The organism is Pseudoalteromonas undina, from assembly GCF_000238275.3.
Taxonomy (GTDB): Bacteria; Pseudomonadota; Gammaproteobacteria; order Enterobacterales; family Alteromonadaceae; genus Pseudoalteromonas; species Pseudoalteromonas undina.
This window is the reverse complement of the sequence record NZ_AHCF03000003.1, coordinates 1,860,764-1,880,265: the sequence shown is the minus strand read 5'-3', so window position 1 is coordinate 1,880,265 and position 19,502 is coordinate 1,860,764. Positions and strand designations below refer to the sequence as shown.

15 protein-coding genes are annotated in these 19,502 nt (G+C 39.3%); 10 read left to right on the top strand and 5 right to left on the bottom strand.

The window, feature by feature from the left end:
• Positions 1-137: 137 nt before the first annotated feature.
• Positions 138-341 (top strand): hypothetical protein, encoded by a 204-nt coding sequence (locus PUND_RS18450; RefSeq protein WP_010391357.1) that lies wholly within the window; start codon positions 138-140, stop codon positions 339-341.
• Here the strand turns inward: PUND_RS18450 and PUND_RS12300 are convergent.
• Entirely contained in the window at positions 338-2,578 is a 2,241-nt protein-coding gene (locus PUND_RS12300; protein WP_010391359.1) for a sensor domain-containing protein, read from the bottom strand. The genes PUND_RS18450 and PUND_RS12300 overlap by 4 nt on opposite strands.
• Before the next feature lie 51 nt (positions 2,579-2,629).
• Entirely contained in the window at positions 2,630-5,353 is a 2,724-nt protein-coding gene (locus PUND_RS12295; protein WP_010391362.1) for an insulinase family protein, read from the bottom strand.
• Positions 5,354-5,536: 183 nt separating this feature from the next.
• Between PUND_RS12295 and sixA the strand changes: the two genes are divergently transcribed.
• Entirely contained in the window at positions 5,537-6,013 is a 477-nt protein-coding gene (sixA, locus tag PUND_RS12290; RefSeq protein WP_021033112.1) for a phosphohistidine phosphatase SixA, read from the top strand.
• Positions 6,014-6,067: 54 nt separating this feature from the next.
• Here the strand turns inward: sixA and PUND_RS12285 are convergent, their stop codons facing one another.
• Both PUND_RS12285 and smrB read right to left on the bottom strand, forming a co-directional pair.
• On the bottom strand, positions 6,068-6,991 hold the full coding sequence (locus PUND_RS12285; RefSeq protein WP_010391367.1) for an AEC family transporter: 924 nt from the start codon (positions 6,989-6,991) through the stop codon (positions 6,068-6,070).
• A gap of 17 nt (positions 6,992-7,008) precedes the next feature.
• Positions 7,009-7,566 (bottom strand): endonuclease SmrB, encoded by a 558-nt coding sequence (gene smrB, locus PUND_RS12280; RefSeq protein WP_008114517.1) that lies wholly within the window; start codon positions 7,564-7,566, stop codon positions 7,009-7,011.
• A 297-nt stretch (positions 7,567-7,863) separates the two neighbouring features.
• Between smrB and prmB the strand changes: the two genes are divergently transcribed.
• The 3 genes from prmB to PUND_RS12265 all read left to right on the top strand — a co-directional run bounded on the left by prmB (position 7,864) and on the right by PUND_RS12265 (position 10,501).
• The gene (gene prmB / locus PUND_RS12275) at positions 7,864-8,799 is read left to right on the top strand and encodes a 50S ribosomal protein L3 N(5)-glutamine methyltransferase (protein WP_010391371.1); all 936 of its coding nucleotides are present in this window, start codon (positions 7,864-7,866) and stop codon (positions 8,797-8,799) included.
• A gap of 91 nt (positions 8,800-8,890) precedes the next feature.
• Positions 8,891-9,988 carry a chorismate synthase gene (aroC, locus tag PUND_RS12270; protein ID WP_008114519.1) on the top strand — a complete coding sequence of 366 codons (1,098 nt, stop codon included), beginning with the start codon at positions 8,891-8,893 and terminating at the stop codon, positions 9,986-9,988.
• Positions 9,989-10,114: 126 nt separating this feature from the next.
• Positions 10,115-10,501, top strand: a complete 387-nt coding sequence (locus PUND_RS12265; RefSeq protein WP_010391373.1) for a DUF4112 domain-containing protein — start codon at positions 10,115-10,117, stop codon at positions 10,499-10,501.
• Between the two features lie 46 nt (positions 10,502-10,547).
• Here PUND_RS12265 and PUND_RS12260 read toward each other — a convergent pair whose 3' ends face one another.
• A complete protein-coding gene (locus PUND_RS12260; protein ID WP_010391374.1) occupies positions 10,548-11,246 on the bottom strand; it encodes a 2'-5' RNA ligase family protein in 699 nt (232 codons plus the stop codon).
• A gap of 196 nt (positions 11,247-11,442) precedes the next feature.
• Here PUND_RS12260 and PUND_RS12255 point away from each other — a divergent pair, with 196 nt between their 5' ends.
• The 5 genes from PUND_RS12255 to PUND_RS12235 all read left to right on the top strand — a co-directional run bounded on the left by PUND_RS12255 (position 11,443) and on the right by PUND_RS12235 (position 18,462).
• On the top strand, positions 11,443-14,628 hold the full coding sequence (locus tag PUND_RS12255; protein WP_010391375.1) for an HD domain-containing phosphohydrolase: 3,186 nt from the start codon (positions 11,443-11,445) through the stop codon (positions 14,626-14,628).
• Positions 14,629-14,793: 165 nt separating this feature from the next.
• On the top strand, positions 14,794-15,348 hold the full coding sequence (locus tag PUND_RS12250; protein ID WP_010391376.1) for an elongation factor P hydroxylase: 555 nt from the start codon (positions 14,794-14,796) through the stop codon (positions 15,346-15,348).
• On the top strand, positions 15,338-16,480 hold the full coding sequence (locus PUND_RS12245) for an ATP-NAD kinase family protein (RefSeq protein WP_010391378.1): 1,143 nt from the start codon (positions 15,338-15,340) through the stop codon (positions 16,478-16,480). The genes PUND_RS12250 and PUND_RS12245 overlap by 11 nt, the downstream gene beginning before the upstream one ends.
• 3 nt (positions 16,481-16,483) lie before the next feature.
• Positions 16,484-16,759, top strand: coding sequence for a YfcL family protein (locus PUND_RS12240; RefSeq protein ID WP_010391380.1), 276 nt, complete (start codon positions 16,484-16,486; stop codon positions 16,757-16,759).
• 143 nt (positions 16,760-16,902) lie between these two features.
• The gene (locus PUND_RS12235; RefSeq protein WP_010391381.1) at positions 16,903-18,462 is read left to right on the top strand and encodes an AbgT family transporter; all 1,560 of its coding nucleotides are present in this window, start codon (positions 16,903-16,905) and stop codon (positions 18,460-18,462) included.
• The last annotated feature ends 1,040 nt before the right edge of the window (positions 18,463-19,502 follow it).

Here is a 19,502-nt window from a genome sequence, read left to right as displayed (position 1 = left end):
TTGATAATTGAGAGCCGAGCTTTTAAGTTGCTCGGCTTTTTTGTGTCTGATTAAAAAGGACTACAATTAAATAATACGTTGCTTTAATTTTAGCCAGTTAAACGCTATTATACGCGCCTCAATTTTTAAGCAGTTTGATGACCATGGTATTATTTATTTTACTGAGTGGTGTGTTTATCGCACTTATGTATATTGAAACCATCAAAAAAGGTATGCCTGTGAAGCGCTGGTTATTTTTAAGCGGATTGTTGGGACCTGCGGCTTGGTGCTTATTTAATCTGCATTATCGACGTGCCTTGATACGTAATATCGGCGTAAAAACGTGCTTATGGCGTGCTTAACTCGTCGCTCTAATTAAACTTAGTTTTGATTGGCTCTGTTGTTGTTTTAAAAACGCAGTAAATTCATCTTTTGAGAGTGGTTTAGAGTAGTAATAACCCTGAAGTGTTTCACAGTTAAGCTCTTCCAGTATGCTTATTTGTGAGGCTTGCTCTACACCTTCAGCAACTACATGTAAATCAAGGTTATGTGCAATAGTGACAATAGAGTCCACCATATTGCGGCCACGCTCTGTCTTCATATCATCAATAAAGGCTTTATCTACCTTAAGCGTATTTAGTGGGAACTGTTTCAAATACGCCAGCGACGAATACCCAGTACCAAAATCATCCATAGCTAAATGAATGCCGCGGGCACTTAAAGAGCGCATAATCGCAATGGCTTCTTGTGGGTCGTCCATTACGGTGCCTTCGGTGATCTCAAGTTCTAAAAAGTAAGAGGGCAGTTCATTTTTTTGTAAAATCACATCAATGCGCGAAGTTAAATCGGGTAGGCTAAATTGTTTTGCTGATAAATTTACCGCAACACGAGCGTTAAATAATCCAGCGTCTAACCATTGTTTCACGTCACGACAAGCTTTGTTTAAAACCACTTCACCAATTTCAATAATTTGCCCTGTTTCTTCGGCGATTGGAATAAATACCCCCGGGCTAATAACCCCCTTTTTCGGCGTAATAAAACGCACTAACGCTTCCATTCCAGCAAGCTTACCAGTACGAATATTCATTTTAGGCTGATAATATACCTCAAAGTGATCTTCTTTTAAGCCAAAGCGCATTAGGTTTTCTATTTGTAGTCGCTTTACTGCTTGGCGGTTCATGGTGTCATTAAAGAACAAGTAGCTGTTACCTTTCTTTTTCGCATGATACATAGCGGTATCGGCGTTCTTTAATAGTATTTCGGGGGTGTTACCATCTTCAGGGAACAGTACTATACCCACGCTTGAGGTGATAGCAAGTTCATGACCTGCCATTTTAAACGGTGTAGCTATTGCCGCTAAAAACTGTTTAGCCATACGGGTGATAGTGAGAATATCGTTGGTGTTTGACATAACCAGCGCAAATTCATCGCCGCCAAGGCGATAAAATACATCATTTTCACGGGTAAGCTTATTTAAGCGCATAGCAAGCTTTGCCAGTAAGCTGTCACCTAACTGATGACCCAATGAGTCATTTATCTTTTTAAAGTTATCTAAATCAAATACTAACAATGCATGGTGTGAATGCTGCTTTGCTAGTTTTTTTAAATCAGAAAAAAATAAATTACGGTTAGGTAAGCTGGTGGTGCGATCTCGATTGGATAAATTATTGAGCTCTGACTCCGTTTTTTTACGCTCGGTTAAATCAGAATACACCACCACGTAATTAGTTATTTGATTTTGCGCGTTTTTAATTTCATCTATCGAAATTTCAAATGGCAGTAGGGCATGATCGCTATTGCGCAGCTTTACTTCTTCTTGAATATGCTCGTGCTTTCGAACGGTGTCTTTTATAGTTTCTATGTAGCTTTTGTCGTAACCGGCTAAATGAAATTCTTTTTTAAGGTATTGCTCACGCACACCGCCAAACAAAGTTAAAAAGCTTGGATTAATATCAACAAGCTTAAAATCTTTATCATAAATAGCCAGTGCATCCGTGAGTGACTCAACGCATTTTGCAAATAGATTTAGTCGTTCTTCGGTTGATTTGAGCTGAGAAATATCTCTCACCGTGCCAGTCATTCTCAGTGGGCTAAGGTTTGCGTCTTTTTCAATTATTTTTCCACGGTCGAGTACCCAATGCCATTTACCAAAGCTATCTTTAATTCTATAAGTAGCTTCAAAAAAAGTACTCTCTTCAGCAAAGTGTTTTTTTAGTAGGTAATCTACATGAGTTAAATCACGAGGGTGTATAAGGCTTTTATTAGGTGGGAATTCTACTAGATTGTTGTTATTCAACACGTACTTGTCGTTAATACGAATAACTTTGCCGGTTTTTATATTCCAGTCCCAAAGCGTGTCACCACTACCTTCTACGGTACTTTTTAAGCGTTTTTCAGATTGCTGTAATTGGGAATGTGAGCGCTTGAGTGAGTGAATAACTGTTAAAAAGTAAATTAACAGTAATGACATTATTGCACACACGCTAACGACTAGCGCATTTAAGTTCAAGCTAAATGATGACTCAAATGCACTAGCAGAGTAGGCGGTGACCAAAGTGGTCAACAACAGAATGTATTTTATTATTTTTATTTTGTTCATTGTCTTACTTCTTATTTACAAAAGACAATCTAAATCAAGCGCGAGCAAGAGTCAAAGAGAATGCGAATAAAGTGGTAGATTCTCCGATTGATTCACAGATTTAGCGCTTAAAAGCTCATATCTTGGGCGATCAGCATCAAAAATTTCAGCTGCATAGTTTTTTAAACCTTCAAGCGTTAATGCGTTTAAAGAATCTAGCAGGCGTTGCTGCATATTAAACTGATGATCGCCATTGCCAATTGCAAGCCATAAACGTTGTGAACGTAAACGCAAATTTTTGTCTTTTTCGGCAATATGCGTCACTAGCCCATGTTTTTGTTGCAGCCAGGTTTGCTCTGTCAGTTCATCAATGGTTGATAAATATTGACTAATAAACACATTATGCCTGTGCAGTAATGTGCTTGGTTCAAATTTAGGTGACTGAATATAAAAAGCAATTCCGGCACGGGTATTAAAGGGCGCATAACCGGCACCAACTAAATAACCTAGTTGTTGTGTGGTCCGTAGCTCATTGAAATAATCTTGGTTAATTAAATGATTAAGCGCCATCATTTTTACTTTTTCATCAACATCATCGCTTAATGCTTGATAATAAATCACCATGGCATTATCGCTACAAGCGAGTTCTAATTCGTAACGAGTCACTTTAGTAATTTCAAAGAGTGGGCGCTTTAAATCTTTTATAACGGCTGACTTTTTAAGGTGCAGTGCCACCTTTTTCTGAAACTCAAGCGCTTCATTTTGTTGCCAATTGCCATGTAAAAAAGACTCAACATGAAGTGCATTAAAAAACGCCTGTCTAAACTCATTAAACTGATGAAAACAGGTATCTTTAAGTGCATTTGCTAACTCGTCAGGCTGTGGATTCCATGGCATTATTTTAGCGCCTAAAATACTAAAGAGCTCACTAACGGGTTTGTTTTGGTTGCTATTACGCCAGTGCCTTACCAGTTGTTTTTTATATTCAGCAAAGCGTTTAGCACAAATTTTTACGTTAAATAGTGCATCAATTAGCTGATCAACCAGCTCTAGTTGGCTTGAAGATAGCCCTGCAGTATGCAGGGTTAAGCCGCCTTGGTGAGAGGTTAAGTGATAACTTAAGCCCGCGAGCTCAGCTGGATAAAATTGCTCGCCAACACTATCCATAAACAAATCAGAAAACAATCGAGTCAATGCCATATGCTTTACATCTTTAACTGCAAAGTCAGAGTCCATGGCTAAATAAAAATGCCCTTTAGCCACTCTGAAGGTGGCATCTTGTTTAAACCAAAAATCAAAGCCAGCTTCTTTCACCAGTAACGTTGGATGAGCTTGCTGCGACTCTATTGGATATAGAACAACATCTTTAGCTAAATAAGGGTTTGCGGTAGGTAATAACATTTCACCTTGTGGCTGACTAATTTGTGCCAGCGCTTCGAGCCAATGCAGTGACAATTTTTCAATTTTATACGGTGTGTTATACCAAGCGGCTGTATGTTCAGGCTCTACACCCGGATGAATCAGCACTAAACGCATATTATGAGGGGTTAACCATTGCATCGCCATTTCATGAGTGGTGGCTTTAAAGCCTTCCATTAAATAGTCGCCCTGTAAGTAATTAACTTCATCGTAATGTTGCATGTTAATACTTAAATTGCTGACCCAGTCAATCAGCCGAGATTTTTCTTGGTTATCAAATGCGATTTGCAGCAGCTTTTGCTTATCTTGATAAAGGCGAGGGAGTTTGCCGATGTTGTTATTTATTAAGCAAATGTATTCAAATACCATTTCAATAATATCTTCGTAGTATTCAATGCCTTCATCGGTCAGTGCCATACTAATATTAAAGTCTTTAAAGTTACTACCGTTGATACCACCCCCGGCAGAAAGAGCATTGATCCAGCCTTGTTCTTTTAGTACAGAATACAACGAGCCTTGCCCTTCGTACCCTAGTAAGTGGGCAATAAAACTAACAGTTTTATGACGGTAAAAATCGTCAATGTTTGGCATAGCAAAGCTAATAATCAGCTTTTGTACATGCTTGTGTGGCTCAATATGGAGCAACTTACCCAAGTCTTGGCTGCGATAAAGCGGTGCCTCTATGGGTGGCTTTAACTTGCTGTTATTGCCTTTAATCTGCCAGAAATATTGAGTTGCCCATGCCTCAAGAGTATCTAATGATTCATTGGCACAAATCACTAGGGTCATCCATTGAGCTTGGTAATGCTGATTAAAAAAGTCGCGTAACTCATCACTAATACAGCGTTTTCTATCAGCTAATGTTTGTAGGTTGCCTACAGAGAACTTAGCAAATGGATGTGCAGGGTTAACCGTTTCTTTATGCACTTGATAGATGCGCCGGCCATCATCTTTAATCTTTAATTTAAACTCAGCCTCAATCGCATTACGTTCTTTTTCGGTTTCTGCGGGATTTAAGGCGGGCGCTATAAAAAAACGGCTAAATTGTGCTAACGCCGATTCAATATGATTGTTATTAATATCAAAAAAGTAGCAGGTATGCTCGGTACCAGTCCAGGCATTGGTGTTACCACCAGATTGAGAGACAAAATTATTAAAGCTACCGGATTCGGGATACAGATCCGTACCTAAAAACAACATATGCTCTAAAAAGTGCGCTAAGCCTTGCCTATCAAGAGGATCGTCAAAGTGACCAGCGTTAACTGCCATGGAGGCTGCCGCTTTTGCTGAGTCCTGATCGCGCACTAAAAGCACTTTTAGACCATTGTCCAGTGTTAGTGTGCGGTAAGCTCTGTTATCATTGGTGCTGATTTTCAAATGATGCTCCTGAAACTAAACGTAAATTGTTAACAACAGATGATAACTTCAGGAATGCGACGCTATTTACCTGAACATCATGAAAGAACTATTTTAAGAAAATAAATAGGTTTGAGTTATTAATATAGCGGAAATTCGAGCAAATTGGCTACTGTTTTATATTCTTTAATTGGTTGATTTTTTATGAAAACAATCTTGATAATGCGTCATGGTGAAGCAACACCGATGCACTCTGATGATGTCAGTAGAAATTTGACTTCTGTGGGTCAGCAGCAAGCTGAAAAAATGGGGCTATGGTTGCAAAAAATGCACGCTCCCAGTGGCCTGTTAGTTAGCCCCTATGTAAGAGCGCAGCAAACGGCTGAGGCTGTTAAAAAAAATAATACCTTTTTATTTGAAGAAACTTGTCACGATGTTATTCCTGAGGGCAATCCTCAAGTTGCTGCAGATTATTTAGAAACGTTAATTGCGCTTCATCCAGAATGCGATACCTGGCTGGTTGTTGCCCACATGCCTATGGTGAGCTATTTGGTTGATCAGCTATGCGCTGGTAATATGCCAATTTTTAATACTGGTGCTGTTGCCCAAATTAGTTACAATGAAGTGAGCCATAAAAGTGATTACATCACTATAGATGCGCCAGCTAATGTAACCGTATAAACTACGAATCTCCCCAGCTTAAAGCCTGACAATAAAACGTGGTTAGGCATATATCTAAAGTAAAATGGTTAACCACACACTAAAACTCAACACACTTAATACTGTAGATAAAACTACCGCACTGGCTAGGGTATCTTGGTGTTGTTTTATTTGGCATGCAATTAAATAGGCATTAACGCCTAATGGCGATGCACTTAATAGCACCAGTACTTTTAACAGTGACTCATTAAGTGTAAATACGTGTGTGCCTAGCAATAATACCAAGGTAGGTAATATGACTAATTTTAATAGACTGGCAATGGCCGCTGCTTGCCAGTTATCGCTAATTTTATAAAAAGCTAAGTTAGCGCCCAATACAAATAACGCACAAGCAATCGCTGGTTCGGCTAAAAGCGCTAAGCCATTAGTTAAGTCAGCAAATAAAGTAACCCCTGCCAAATTAACCAATAAACCAGTGCTAATACTTAACACTACCGGATTGAGTAGCATATTCTTGGAAAATGCTGACCAGGAAAACGCATGACTGGCGCTGTTTGCACTAATTAAAAAAGTAAGGGTGAACAATAATGCGCTATGAAAGGTAATGATCATAAAAATAATGCCCATCATTTGCTCGCCTAATGCGGCAATAATAATAGGTAACCCCACCAATACAGTATTGGAATAGCTACTGCCAAGGGCAAACACGCTATGGCGTTCGTATTGAAGATGTTTAGAGAGAATGTAGCGGTCAATAATTAGGGCAAAAAAGTAAATTAAAATAACCGGAATGTAAAAACTTAAAAAGCCATTTAAGCTGACACTGGTTTGTAAGTCTGCTTTGGCCATATTTAAAAATAAAAAGCTCGGCACACTAATATAAAAAGTAAACTTACTTAATCCCGCTATATGGATACGCTCTAAAAAGCCACTGCGGCTAGCAATATAGCCACATAGCACAATAAATATCAGCGGGAATATAATCGAAAATATATGCACTAAAAGGCTCTTGTTGATTAGCGTCTAAACTCATCACTTTGCGGTAAATTAATTAATATCAGTACCGCACCTTTACCGCCATATTCAAGTGGTGCTTGATGCATAGCAATAACGTCGGGGTGCTGCACTAAGTATTGCGGCACTTTATGTCTGAGGATATGGCCGCCAATTCCGTGTACAACACAGGCGCAGTAATAATGCTTTTTTTTACACTCATGAATAAGCCCTGCGAGCTCATCCTTGGCTACTTCTTTATTTAAGCCATGCAGGTCGAGGGTTAAATCAGGTATAAAATCCCCTCGGCGAAGTTGTTTCGCTAAAAAACGATCCTGACCCTGTTGCACATAATTAACAGTGCCGTTAGTGTCTATATCGGGCACATATTCATCAGAAAAGAAAAATTCTGATTGTTGTTGCTTTTTTTGCTGGGCAAATTGCTTCGCTTGTGACACTTTAGGTTTATTGCTAAAACGGTGAGTGTCTTGTTTGAACACGCGCGCACCGCTGATACTTTGACGAAACAAGTCAATGTCATCAGGGCTAATTAGATTGTTTGAGTGTGGATCTTTTTTCATAGCGGCAGTCTAAACAAAAAAGTGGTAAAAATCGAGTAAAAAGGTGTGATACCCAAGCAGCTTTGAGGTGCATAGTACGGCGCCAATAAGGTTAGTTTAAAAGCGATTTATACTGCGTTATTGATTTGAACAACAGAGTGACTATTACACTTGCAATCAATGCCTTGTTTAAATTACTTTTAATTCTAACTGTCACTCGCACCTAGAGGTGGCTTGGGTATACAATAGGGCAATCATGGGGCCCATAGTGTGCCCCGATTGAGTTAATTTTTTGAAAGTAGCAGGCAGATAATACTGATGAGTGAATTACTAATAGAAGAAGCAACCCTGGATGAAGCTGTTGCAGAACTTTCAACCTTACACGATTGGCTTCGTTGGACGACAAGTCAATTTGCAAGTAGCGGTATTTTCTTTGGTCATGGCACCGATAACGCATGGGATGAAGCGGTAAGTTTGTTATTACCAGCACTTAGCTTGCCAATTGATGCACCCAAAGAGCTGATGCATGCCCGTTTAACCAGCACTGAAAAAAACCGTTTAGCAGGCTTAATTGCCGAGCGCATTAACGATTTTACCCCAGTTCCATACCTGACCAACACTGCATGGTTTGCCAATATGCCATTTTATGTGGATGAACGTGTATTAATTCCTCGCTCGCCTTTTGCTGAGCTTATTAATAATCGTTTTACACCTTGGCTAGAGCAGCCAGAGTCAGTTGGGCGTATTTTAGATTTATGTACGGGCTCAGGTTGTATCGCGATTGCATTGGCACAAGCATTCGAAAATGCGCAAGTTGATGCGGTTGATATATCTTATGAAGCGCTTGAAGTGGCTGATATTAATATCACTGACTATCAACTAAGTGACCGTGTATTACCGATCCAGTCTGACGTATTCAGCGGTGTACCTGGGCAAAAATATGACTTAATCGTAGCAAACCCACCGTACGTTGATGCTGAAGATATGGCTGATTTACCACGTGAGTTCCACCACGAGCCAGAGCTTGGGTTAGCATCGGGTCACGATGGCCTTGATGTAACACGTACTATTTTAGATCAAGCTAGTGAGCATCTAACAGATAACGGTTTGTTATTTGTCGAAGTAGGTAACTCTATGGTACATATGGATGCACTGTATCCAGGCGCACCATTTGAATGGATTGAGTTTGAACAAGGCGGATTAGGTGTGTTTGTTATTAGCAAGCAACAACTAGATGCCTACTTTGCACAGTAATAATTAATACTAGCCATTCATCCCAAATGGCTGGGCAAAACAATAGCCGAGTTAATTCTCGGCTATAAGTCATTAGGAATGAGGAAAGTTAATGGCAGGTAATAGCATAGGGCAGTTATTTAAAGTGTCCACCTTTGGCGAAAGCCACGGCGTTGCATTAGGCGGCGTAGTGGATGGCACGCCCGCAGGCCTTGAGATAACAGAGGCCGACATACAACACGATTTAGATCGTCGAAAGCCTGGACAAAGTCGCTATACCACGCAGCGCCGTGAGAGCGACCAAATTAAAATTTTAGCGGGCGTTTTTGAAGGTAAAACCACCGGTACCAGTATTGGTTTATTAATTGAAAATACTGATCAACGCTCACAAGATTATGGCAAAATTAAAGACGTATTTCGTCCAGGTCACGGTGACTATACCTACTGGCACAAGTACGGCCTACGCGATTACCGTGGTGGTGGCCGCTCATCTGCGCGTGAAACCGCTATTAGGGTTGCGGCAGGCGCCATTGCTAAAAAGTATTTAAAGCAGTTTCATGGTATTGAAGTTAAAGCATGCTTGAGTCAATTAGGGCCAATAAAAGCCGAAAACTACGATTGGGACGAAGTGGAAAACAATTTATTTTTCTTCCCAGATACAAGTAAGCTTGAAGCACTTGATGAATATATGCGCGAGCTAAAAAAGCAAGGCGACTCAGTGGGTGCCAAAGTAAAAGTAGTGGCTAAAAATGTACCAGTTGGATTAGGTGAGCCAGTATTTGATAGGCTAGATGCCGAACTTGCACATTCATTAATGAGTATTAATGCTGTTAAAGGCGTTGAAATTGGCGATGGCTTTGATGTAGTCGAGCAAAAAGGCTCTGAGCATCGTGATGAGTTAACCCCTGATGGGTTTACCTCAAATCATGCCGGTGGCGTGCTTGCAGGAATTTCAACGGGGCAAGATATAATCGCATCAATTGCGCTTAAACCGACATCGAGTATTACTATTCCCGGTAATAGTATTAACACCGAAAATGAAGCGGTTGAAATGATCACCAAAGGTCGTCATGATCCTTGTGTAGGCATTCGTGCTATTCCGATTGCTGAGGCAATGATGGCTATTACTTTAATGGATCATTTACTTCGTCAACGCGGTCAAAACCCACATGTAAACCACGAACATGGGCCAATTAAAGGCGCTATTTAAGCGCCTTACGTTTAAAACTATACTAAACGGGCAATAGCGCGTTTAGTATATACAGGCTATACATCTTTATTGCCGCTCAACAATTTAAATGTGCTCAGCGCACCTAAAAATAAGAGAGCTGTTAGTATGCAAAAAAACAATCAAGCTTCCATCTCACAAACTGAATATAAAGCCACCATAAAACGGCTCGAAGAGTTTAGCCGCTTTACCGATAGCAGCATTGGTATTCCGTTTACTAAATTTAAATTTGGTGTAGAGTCGTTGATTGGGCTTTTACCTGTGATAGGTGATTTAGCAGGGCTTATTTTATCTGGCTATGTACTAATTGAAGCGCAGCGCTTAGGTGTTAGCAAGCGAGTAAAAAGCCGTATTATTATAAATATGTTGATTGATTTTGTTGGCGGGCTCATTCCATTTTTTGGAGATATTTTTGATGCCATGTTTAAAGCAAATACGCGTAACACCCGCATACTTAAAAAACATTTAACAGATAAGCTAACCACAAACCCATAAACCATTTAAGTTAATAAATGTGTAATTAGCTCCCACTATTAACTATTTATTTGGCATCAAAAAAGTACTTAGCGAGTATTTCTTTTTGTTGACCAAACTGATCAGACACTCCAATTCCAATCCCAATTATTTCACCTTGTGCCTGCGGTGGCTCAGCGTGCAGTGCTTTTTTGACTAACGCTAATGCTGCGCTTTGTTCATTTGCGAGTAGTGTTAAATGCGGCTGAAAATTCTGAAATGCATTAGGGCTGCCATAACGTTCAAAAGCCACAAGTTTATTAGGGTAATGCTTTACCCAACTAGGCACTGGTGCTTGATGATCGCGAAGCGGCTCAAGCTTAAGGGTAACCTCATCTGCCAATCGTTGTAATTGATATGATTTTTCTAAATTTATAAATGCCCAATTACTTGGTGACACACTAAATCCATTGGCTTTTATCTCAAACGACTGATGTTCTTTGGCAATACGCTCTACCATTTGCTTAATTTCGTTTTGTGCTTCAAGTGGGTAATCCGTTAAATACAAGGTGGCGTGCACGGGTAACCCTTGTTGGTAAAACGTAGTAATTTGGTGCGTAGCTAATTTATCGCTGGTGTTAGCGACTAGCTCAACAATAGGCTTAGAAGGAATAGCAAATACGTTAATACTTATGCTTTTTGCATAACTGCTGGCAGAAGTAGCCAAGAGTGTTAAAAAAGTAAAAGAGATAAATAGCCACGAAAAAGAGCTGTGTTGTTTAACCATAAGAGTGAGTCAATTTAGGTTTTTGGTTGGCATATGGTAAGCGCAATTAAGTGATCAGTAAATAAGTGCATAAAGTTTTATATTTTTGATTTTGTGACTAATATTACTTTAGCTCCATACGGATTATGAATATTGTTTTTAGCAGTATTCAACTCTCTGTATTTATTGCTCTTAAAAGTGCTTCAAGGAAAGTTCAATGATATTTAAAGCGTTAAATAAGTTAAAAAGAACAGTGCGCTTTTCTATTCGTTTAACGGTTGTGGCTGTATTTGTATTGGCAACGTCTATTACCGCCATTATAGCCACTAGTTTACAGTATTACTTCAGCGAAAAAATGGCACTAGAGTCTAACCTGCTGCATTTCAATATGACCACGCAATCTGTTGCTGATTACCTATCACGCATCAATGAAAAATCTGAAAATACTTTAAATATGATGGTTAAAAATACTTCACTAGTAGGTAATAACTTTTCAGACAAAACAGAGCTGCGTAATGTATTGAGCGAAATAATGGAATTAAACCCTTTGTTTTACGCATTTTCTATGGGCTATAGCAACGGAGACTTTTATGAAATTATCAATCTTGAGAGTGGTAAAATAGTCAGAGAGCGTTTAAATACGGTTGATAATGACCGGTGGGTTGTGATCCATATTAAAACCGAAAAAGGGCAAAGGGTAGAACACAGGTACTACTTTGATGCTGATTTTAACTTAAGAAAACAAACCAATAAACCGACGTTTTTTGATCCTCGAGAGCAAACGTGGTTTAAACAAGCAAATTCAGAGCAGGTGAATAAAACTAAACCTTACTTATTCTCGCATTTACAAACTTCAGGCCAAACCTACTCGATTAAAACCAAAGGCAAAGACCATGTGTTAGCTCTTGGAGTTATGGTCGATAATATTTCTAATTATTTATTAACACAACAGCAGCAGTTAGATATGCATAACTCTGCGCAGTTATTTATATATAATCGAGAAGGAGAGATTGTTGCTTCAAATCAGAAAGGTAAGGTTGATAAAAACAAAAGCTTGAAACAATTAACGCTAAGCGAGCAACAGCAAAAAGTAATTGCACAATACCCGACTATTACAGTATCAAACGAAACAAATTGGGCCCCTATGGACTTTAGTGTTAGTGGTACGCCCAATGGCTACAGTATTGAATATATCAATGCGATTGCGCAGCTACTGGGTATTAAGATAAATTATGTTAATGGACTTAGTTGGCAAGAATTACTTAATTTATTTAAAAATAATCAGATAGATGTACTTCATCCTGTAGTTAATACCACAACGAATAATACCTTAGGTATGCTTAGTACACCCATGGTAAATTTGCCTTTGAGTATTGTTAACCATCAGAGCAACCCACCAATCACCCACATACAGCAACTTGCTGGTAAGTCAGTTGCAGTGGGTGAGGGCTGGTCAATTGTAAAAACATTGCAAGCGCAATTTCCAGAAATTAACTTAGTAGAGGTTCCCAATACAAAAACGTTGTTAACGCATGTAGCCAATGGTGATACCTATGCGGGAATAGACAGCAAGGCGGTATTACAATATATCCAACAACAATTTTTTATTGATGGGGTTCAGTATAATCAACTAGATGAAGAAAGTGCCGCGCTTTTTTCAAATGACTATCACTTATTATTTCATAACCAAGACGCTCAATTAAAAGCCTTGTTTGACTATGCAGCCACGCAACTGCCTATGCAATTTAAACAACAACTTAGTGATAAATGGCTTAATACTAATCCAGAGAAAAAATCAAAAATTGTGGGCACTGTCCCCTATGAACAATTAATTACTTTATTAGACGATGATAGTAATTTCTCTAATTTAAAGTTAGTGCATATTAATGGCAAAGAACAGTATGTATTTATTAAGCCTTTATCTGACTATTTATCGCTAGCCAGTACAGGTTACTTAGCCATTATGGTTTCTAAAGAAGATGTATTGAGTTCTACACGGAAAAAAATAAAGCTTTCTCTTATCATTACTGCTGTTTGCCTTATTTTGATATTACCTGTGTCGTGGTTTTTTGCATCCCCCATTGTTGCCCCAATTAAAACGCTGGTGGGTGAAAATAATAAAATTAAAAATCGTCAGTTTAAGCAAGTCTCAACCTTAAAAAGTCATATTAAAGAAATTAATACTTTAGCCAGCTCTATGGTCGAAATGAGCAAGTCGATACAACAACACGAAGAAAGCCAAAAAGCACTCATGGCTTCGTTTGTTGAGCTTATAGCTCAAGCAATTGATGATAAGTCTCCCTACACTGCGGGACACTGCGAACGTGTCCCAGAGCTAGGTATTGAGCTTGCTAAAGCCGCTTCGGAATCAGAGTTACCAGCTTTTAAAATGTTTGCGTTTAAAAGTGATGAAGAGGTTGAAGAGTTTAGTTTAGCTGCTTGGTTACATGATTGCGGTAAAATAACCACTCCAGAGCATATTGTTGATAAAGGCACTAAGTTGGAGGTGATTTATAATCGTATTCATGAAGTAAGAACGCGTTTTGAAGTCCTTTGGCGAGATGCTGAGCTTGATTACTACAAATCATTACAGCAAAATCCACAAAATCAGAGTGATTTAGCTAAGCAGTTGGCGGCTAAACATCAACAGTTGTTGGACGATTTTGCCTTTATTGCACAGTGTAATATTGGCGGCGAAAAAATCACAGCAGCCTCGCTTGAGCGTTTAACCTTGCTAAGCAATGTTACTTGGGTGCGGCACTTTGACGATAAGCTAGGGCTTTCACCTGTCGAAATGTATCGCTATGCACAAACGAGTGACACGCTGCCTGCTACTGAAAAGCTACTCAGCGATAAGCCTTGGCATTTAATTCCTCATGATAAACCGATTGAATATGACGAGCGTTTAGGAATAAAAATTGCTCCGTGTAAATATAAATATAATTTAGGGGAGCTTTATAATTTACAAATTTCTAGAGGCACCCTTACCGCAGAAGATAGGTTTAAAATTAATGAGCATATTATAAGTACCATACGTATGCTCGATACATTACCGTTTCCTAAAGAGTTGGAGCGTGTCCCGCGTTTTGCCTCTACTCACCATGAAACATTAAAAGGAACTGGCTACCCTCGTAAACTAAGTGCCGATGATTTATCGATACCTGAGCGGGTGTTGGTACTTGCTGACATTTTTGAAGCATTAACAGCAGCCGACAGGCCCTATAAAAAGGCAAAAACACTCAGTGAGTCCATCGGTATATTAGCTAAAATGGTGGCCGATCAGCATGTTGATAAAGCCGTATTTGAATTATTTTTAAGTTCAGGTATTTATCTTGATTATGCTAAGCGTTATCTCAATGCTGAACAAATAGATGAAGTAGATATTTCTAAATATATAACTTAGGGCCAAAGCGTTAAAATTAAACCGCTTAGCGCTAACAATGTTTTTAATCACTTGTTTTTTACTTTGTAGATAAAAGTACGTACAATTCGCTTCGTTTTTAGTGTGCTTTATACTAATTTCATCTGTCTTTAAAGCATCGGGTTCAAACGAGTATACGAAGTATTTATGCACCAAGTAGCTGATCTGATTTCTATTTTCGAACACACTTTTTACCAAAGCTATAACACGCGTTTGGTAAAAGGTGAGCATGAGCCTATTTACATTCCCGCAAATGATACAACCCCGCATCATCAAATTGTGTTTGCCCATGGTTTTTATGCCAGTGCATTGCATGAAATAGCTCATTGGTTAGTGGCAGGTTCTCAGCGCCGTTTAAGTGAAGACTATGGTTATTGGTATTGCCCTGATGGGCGCGATGCTACACAGCAAGCGGAATTTGAATCAGTAGAGGTAAAACCTCAAGCAATAGAGTGGGCATTGAGTGTGGCTGCCGGGTTTGATTTTAACGTATCGGTAGATAATTTAAATGGTGAGCAAACATGTCGATTTGCGTTTCAGTCTCGCGTTCATTCAAAGTTATTAGAGTTATTGCAAAACGGGTTTAACCCAAGAACAACCTTACTATTAAAAGCACTGTGTAAATTTTATAACACCACGTGGCCATTACATGCTGCGCAGTTTTCATGGCATTCTCCCGAGGAGTTAAAAGATGCAGTTTAAGTTAGGATTGATTGTAAATCCGGTCGCAGGGCTCGGTGGTAGTGTTGCGCTTAAGGGCAGTGACGGTGAAGACACCGCTGCTAAAGCCATTGCATTAGGTGCAGAGCCTAAGTCAAATAGCCGCACTAAAGCTGCACTTGAAGTGCTTGTACCTCATCAATCAAACATTACTATTTATACTGTTAATGATGAAATGGGGGAGCAAACAGCAAAAGCGTTGGGCTTTAATACGCAAGTGGTTTATCAAAGTAACTCACCCACAACCAGTGACGATACCGAAGCTGCAGCTCGTTTATTACAGCAACAAGGTGTAGATTTAATCTTATTTGCTGGTGGCGACGGAACGGCGCGCAATATTTGCCATGCTGTAGAAGACTCTGTACCCGTGTTGGGCATTCCTGCTGGGTGTAAAATTCATTCCGGCGTCTATGCCATAACGCCAAAAGCCGCAGGCCGTGTAGTTGAAATGCTGGTAAAAGGTGAGCTTGTAACATTAAGCGATGCTGATGTGATGGACATTGATGAAGTGGCTTTTCGCCAAGGAACAGTAAAAGCAAAACGTTATGGTGAAATGCAAGTGCCAAGTGAAGTGCGCTATGTACAAGCGGTTAAAAATGGCGGTAAAGAAACTGACGAGCTGGTGCTAGCAGATATAGCTGCTTATGTCGTTAGTGAAATGGATGCCGATATCCTCTATGTCATGGGTAGTGGCTCTACCGTTGGCGCAGTGATGGAAGAGATGGGGCTTGAAAACACCTTACTCGGTGTTGATCTCGTTGAAGATCAAGCTTTAGTAGGGCAAGACCTAACAGCCCAGCAACTTCTTGAACTTACCAAAGAACGTGAAACAAAATTAGTGATCACTCTAATTGGCGGTCAAGGGCATATTTTTGGTCGAGGCAATCAACAACTCAGTCCTGCGTTAATTAAAGCGATAGGCCGCGATAATATTATTGTGGTGGCTACTAAAACAAAATTACAGGCTTTAAATGGCCGACCGCTGATTTGTGATACCGGCGATAGCAAATTAGATGATGAATTAAGCGGTTATATACGTGTAACCAGTGGGTTTAACGACCATATTATGTATGCAGTAGGTCATCAAGATGGGCTGCACCCAGAGGAGAAGTAACACATGAGTTTAGTAAATTACATAGATGCTGCGCAGCAATATTTTGATGATTTAGTGATAAAAGCCACCGATGACGAGTTATTTGCTGGCGGTTATTTACGCGGCCACTTTGATTTAGCCGTAGGTTATGCACAAGTTGAAGAGTTAAATCTAGAAATTGCAGAACTAAACGACACGGTTGAAAAAAGCTTAGTAAAAGCTTATCGCAATGGCGAACTTAATGAAGATGATAAAGCACTCGTAGTAAGAATATGGGATGAAGTAAAAGCACTCGCATAAGCTTTTTTTATTCATTAAAAATAGCGCGGCTACTGAGCCGCGTTTTTTTGTGCCTAAAAAAGAACTTGTTTATTCAGTTAAAATTTACCTCATTCCTTAGATACGCTAAAGTAGCACAGTCTAAATTCTAGGGAACAAGTGAAATGAATAACAATAATGATGCGACAATGCCAACTGGCATAGTTGCGCGATTTTTAAATTTTGTTGAGCGGGTAGGTAATAAGCTTCCTGATCCAGCAATTATCTTTTTGTTTGCCATGTTATTAATCTGGTTTTTGTCTTGGTGGTTTTCAAGCGTCACATTTGATGCAATAGACCCTCGTACTGGCGAAGCCATTATTATTAATAACATGCTTGCCAGCGATTCGTTGGCCACTTTTTTATCTTCTATGGTAAAAACATTCACCGGTTTTGCGCCACTGGGTGTCGTACTGGTTGCTATGCTAGGTGTAGGCGTTGCAGAGCATTCGGGCTTTATTAATACCGGCCTTAAATTAATGCTCAAAGTAACGCCTAGAAAATTACTAACACCCTCAATTATTTTGGTAGCTATTGTGAGCCATACGGCTACCGATGCAGGGTATGTGCTGGTTATTCCACTTGCTGGGGTAATATTTTTTGCAGCAGGTCGTCATCCGCTTGCCGGTATTGCAGCGGCATTTGCAGGGGTTAGCGGTGGCTTTGGCGCTAACTTTATTCCATCTGGGATTGACCCGTTACTGCAAAGCTTTACGCAAAGTGCAGCACAAATTATTAATCCAACAATGAGCATTAACCCGCTTAATAACTGGGGCTTTGCTTCAGCATCAAGCTTATTTATTGTAATGTTAGGCTGGTACATCACCGATAAAATTATTGAACCACGTTTAAAAAATTCACCAGTAGATGGTGAAACTCAAGACCTACCAGCATTTGAAGATGCCCGTAGTGACGAAAAGCGCGCCTTTCTTATTGCTAGTTCCGTAATGATTGCAGGTATTGCGTTATTAGCGTACGTATCCGCACCCGCTGATTCAGCGATGCGCAGCAGCGATGGCTCTTTAACAAACTTTAGTTCACCACTAATGCAGTCAATAGTGCCGCTAATCTTCTTACTGTTTTGGATCCCAGGCGCAGTATATGGTTTTACCGTAGGCACCTTTAAAAGCTCTAAAGACATGATAGATGCGATGAGCAAAGCCATGAATGGTATGGCGTATTACATTGTTATGGCATTCTTTTGTTCATTATTTATTGCTGCATTTAGTAAATCAAACCTAGGTGCCTTACTGGCAATTGAAGGGGCTCAGGTATTAAAAGCAATGGAGTTACCGAGCTCTGTAACGGTGGTAGGGATTATTTTCCTAACTGGTTTTGTAAACTTGTTTGTTGGTTCAAGCTCGGCTAAGTGGGCACTATTAGGTCCGGTATTTGTACCTATGCTAATGCAGCTCGGTATTTCGCCAGACTTAACGCAAGCAGCGTACCGTGTGGGAGATTCTAGCTCTAATATTATCACCCCGCTAATGCCATACTTCCCGCTGGTGGTGGTGTACTGTCAAAAATACGTTAAAGGCACAGGCATAGGTACGCTTATCGCGATGATGCTACCGTATTCAATCGCCTTTATGATCGGTTGGAGTATCTTCTTGCTAGGCTACTGGGCACTCGGTATCCCATTAGGACTTGATGCCAGCTACGTGTATCCCGCTGTGGCGCCTTAACTTATATCTTGATTCATAAACCTCACTCACTCGAGTGAGGTTTATATAAAAGTGCTGTAATATTCAAAGTAAGTCTAAGTTACCTTTCTAAATCTCTCACTATATAACCAAACAAACTAGCCTCACCAAAAATATAAACATAATCGTTTTTGTTATTCATTATTGTAGACTTATCGTCGTACCACCTAAAATCATGAGTTTCGTTTGTTTTAGGATCTTTAAAATATAAACGAGTACAATTATCTTCATAATCAGAACCACACTTTTGTACATCAGTTAGGATATATTCCTTATACCAATAGTCGCCTTGCGTGTAGTAAGCCCATAATTTAATGGGGGCAGAGAATAAAAAATAGAGACTTGCATAGATTAACAAAGGGATTAATGGGTACGCGAATATTAATGATAATTTCGTTTTTGTATCTGAAAAACTATATTTAAGATGCTCTCTGTATTTACTGCAGCGTCTATATTTATTGAATACAAGTATATTTAAATAGATGAATGATGCGCCACAAATAATAGGGAATGCTATAAAGAAAATAACGTCGTATATTTCATTTGTGATAAATGGTGGATCTGTAAAGTCCATTAAAATAGGAATAATGATGCATAATAAAATAGGTAACATTATTACTACAAAGAGTAAGTTGTCGTAATTTCTTTTCAATTTTTAATTCGTCCGTGAATTATAGCCTTTGCTTAGTTTACATAAATTTTATTGTTTTAAAAATCAAAGAAAACATGTTTATACACATTAAGTAATCTGAGTTATTGGATAATAAAGCTATCTCAAGCAGCTTTTTCAACGCTAATTGCGTTGAATTTACTTACAATGGCTAGTAATTGACGCGTAATTTCGCCTTGTTTTCACTGCAATCTCTGGTTAGAGAAAACAAACAAAATATTTTTAATTCAATATTTTAGTTAAGTACCTAATACTGGCTAGCGGCTTCAAGTTACGGAATTTAAGCTGACCTGATACCTGAATTCTAGACACAAAAAAACCTTGGCACTTTCATGCCAAGGTTTTTTTATTA

Bases quoted from the DNA above. Each gene is read 5' to 3' on its own strand.
- PUND_RS18450 (WP_010391357.1), top strand. From the start codon at position 138: ATGACCATGGTATTATTTATTTTACTGAGTGGTGTGTTTATCGCACTT.
- PUND_RS12300 (WP_010391359.1), bottom strand. From the start codon at position 2,578: ATGAACAAAATAAAAATAATAAAATACATTCTGTTGTTGACCACTTTG.
- sixA (WP_021033112.1), top strand. From the start codon at position 5,537: ATGAAAACAATCTTGATAATGCGTCATGGTGAAGCAACACCGATGCAC.
- smrB (WP_008114517.1), bottom strand. From the start codon at position 7,566: ATGAAAAAAGATCCACACTCAAACAATCTAATTAGCCCTGATGACATT.
- prmB (WP_010391371.1), top strand. From the start codon at position 7,864: ATGAGTGAATTACTAATAGAAGAAGCAACCCTGGATGAAGCTGTTGCA.
- aroC (WP_008114519.1), top strand. From the start codon at position 8,891: ATGGCAGGTAATAGCATAGGGCAGTTATTTAAAGTGTCCACCTTTGGC.
- PUND_RS12265 (WP_010391373.1), top strand. From the start codon at position 10,115: ATGCAAAAAAACAATCAAGCTTCCATCTCACAAACTGAATATAAAGCC.
- PUND_RS12260 (WP_010391374.1), bottom strand. From the start codon at position 11,246: ATGGTTAAACAACACAGCTCTTTTTCGTGGCTATTTATCTCTTTTACT.
- PUND_RS12255 (WP_010391375.1), top strand. From the start codon at position 11,443: ATGATATTTAAAGCGTTAAATAAGTTAAAAAGAACAGTGCGCTTTTCT.
- PUND_RS12250 (WP_010391376.1), top strand. From the start codon at position 14,794: ATGCACCAAGTAGCTGATCTGATTTCTATTTTCGAACACACTTTTTAC.
- PUND_RS12245 (WP_010391378.1), top strand. From the start codon at position 15,338: ATGCAGTTTAAGTTAGGATTGATTGTAAATCCGGTCGCAGGGCTCGGT.
- PUND_RS12240 (WP_010391380.1), top strand. From the start codon at position 16,484: ATGAGTTTAGTAAATTACATAGATGCTGCGCAGCAATATTTTGATGAT.
- PUND_RS12235 (WP_010391381.1), top strand. From the start codon at position 16,903: ATGAATAACAATAATGATGCGACAATGCCAACTGGCATAGTTGCGCGA.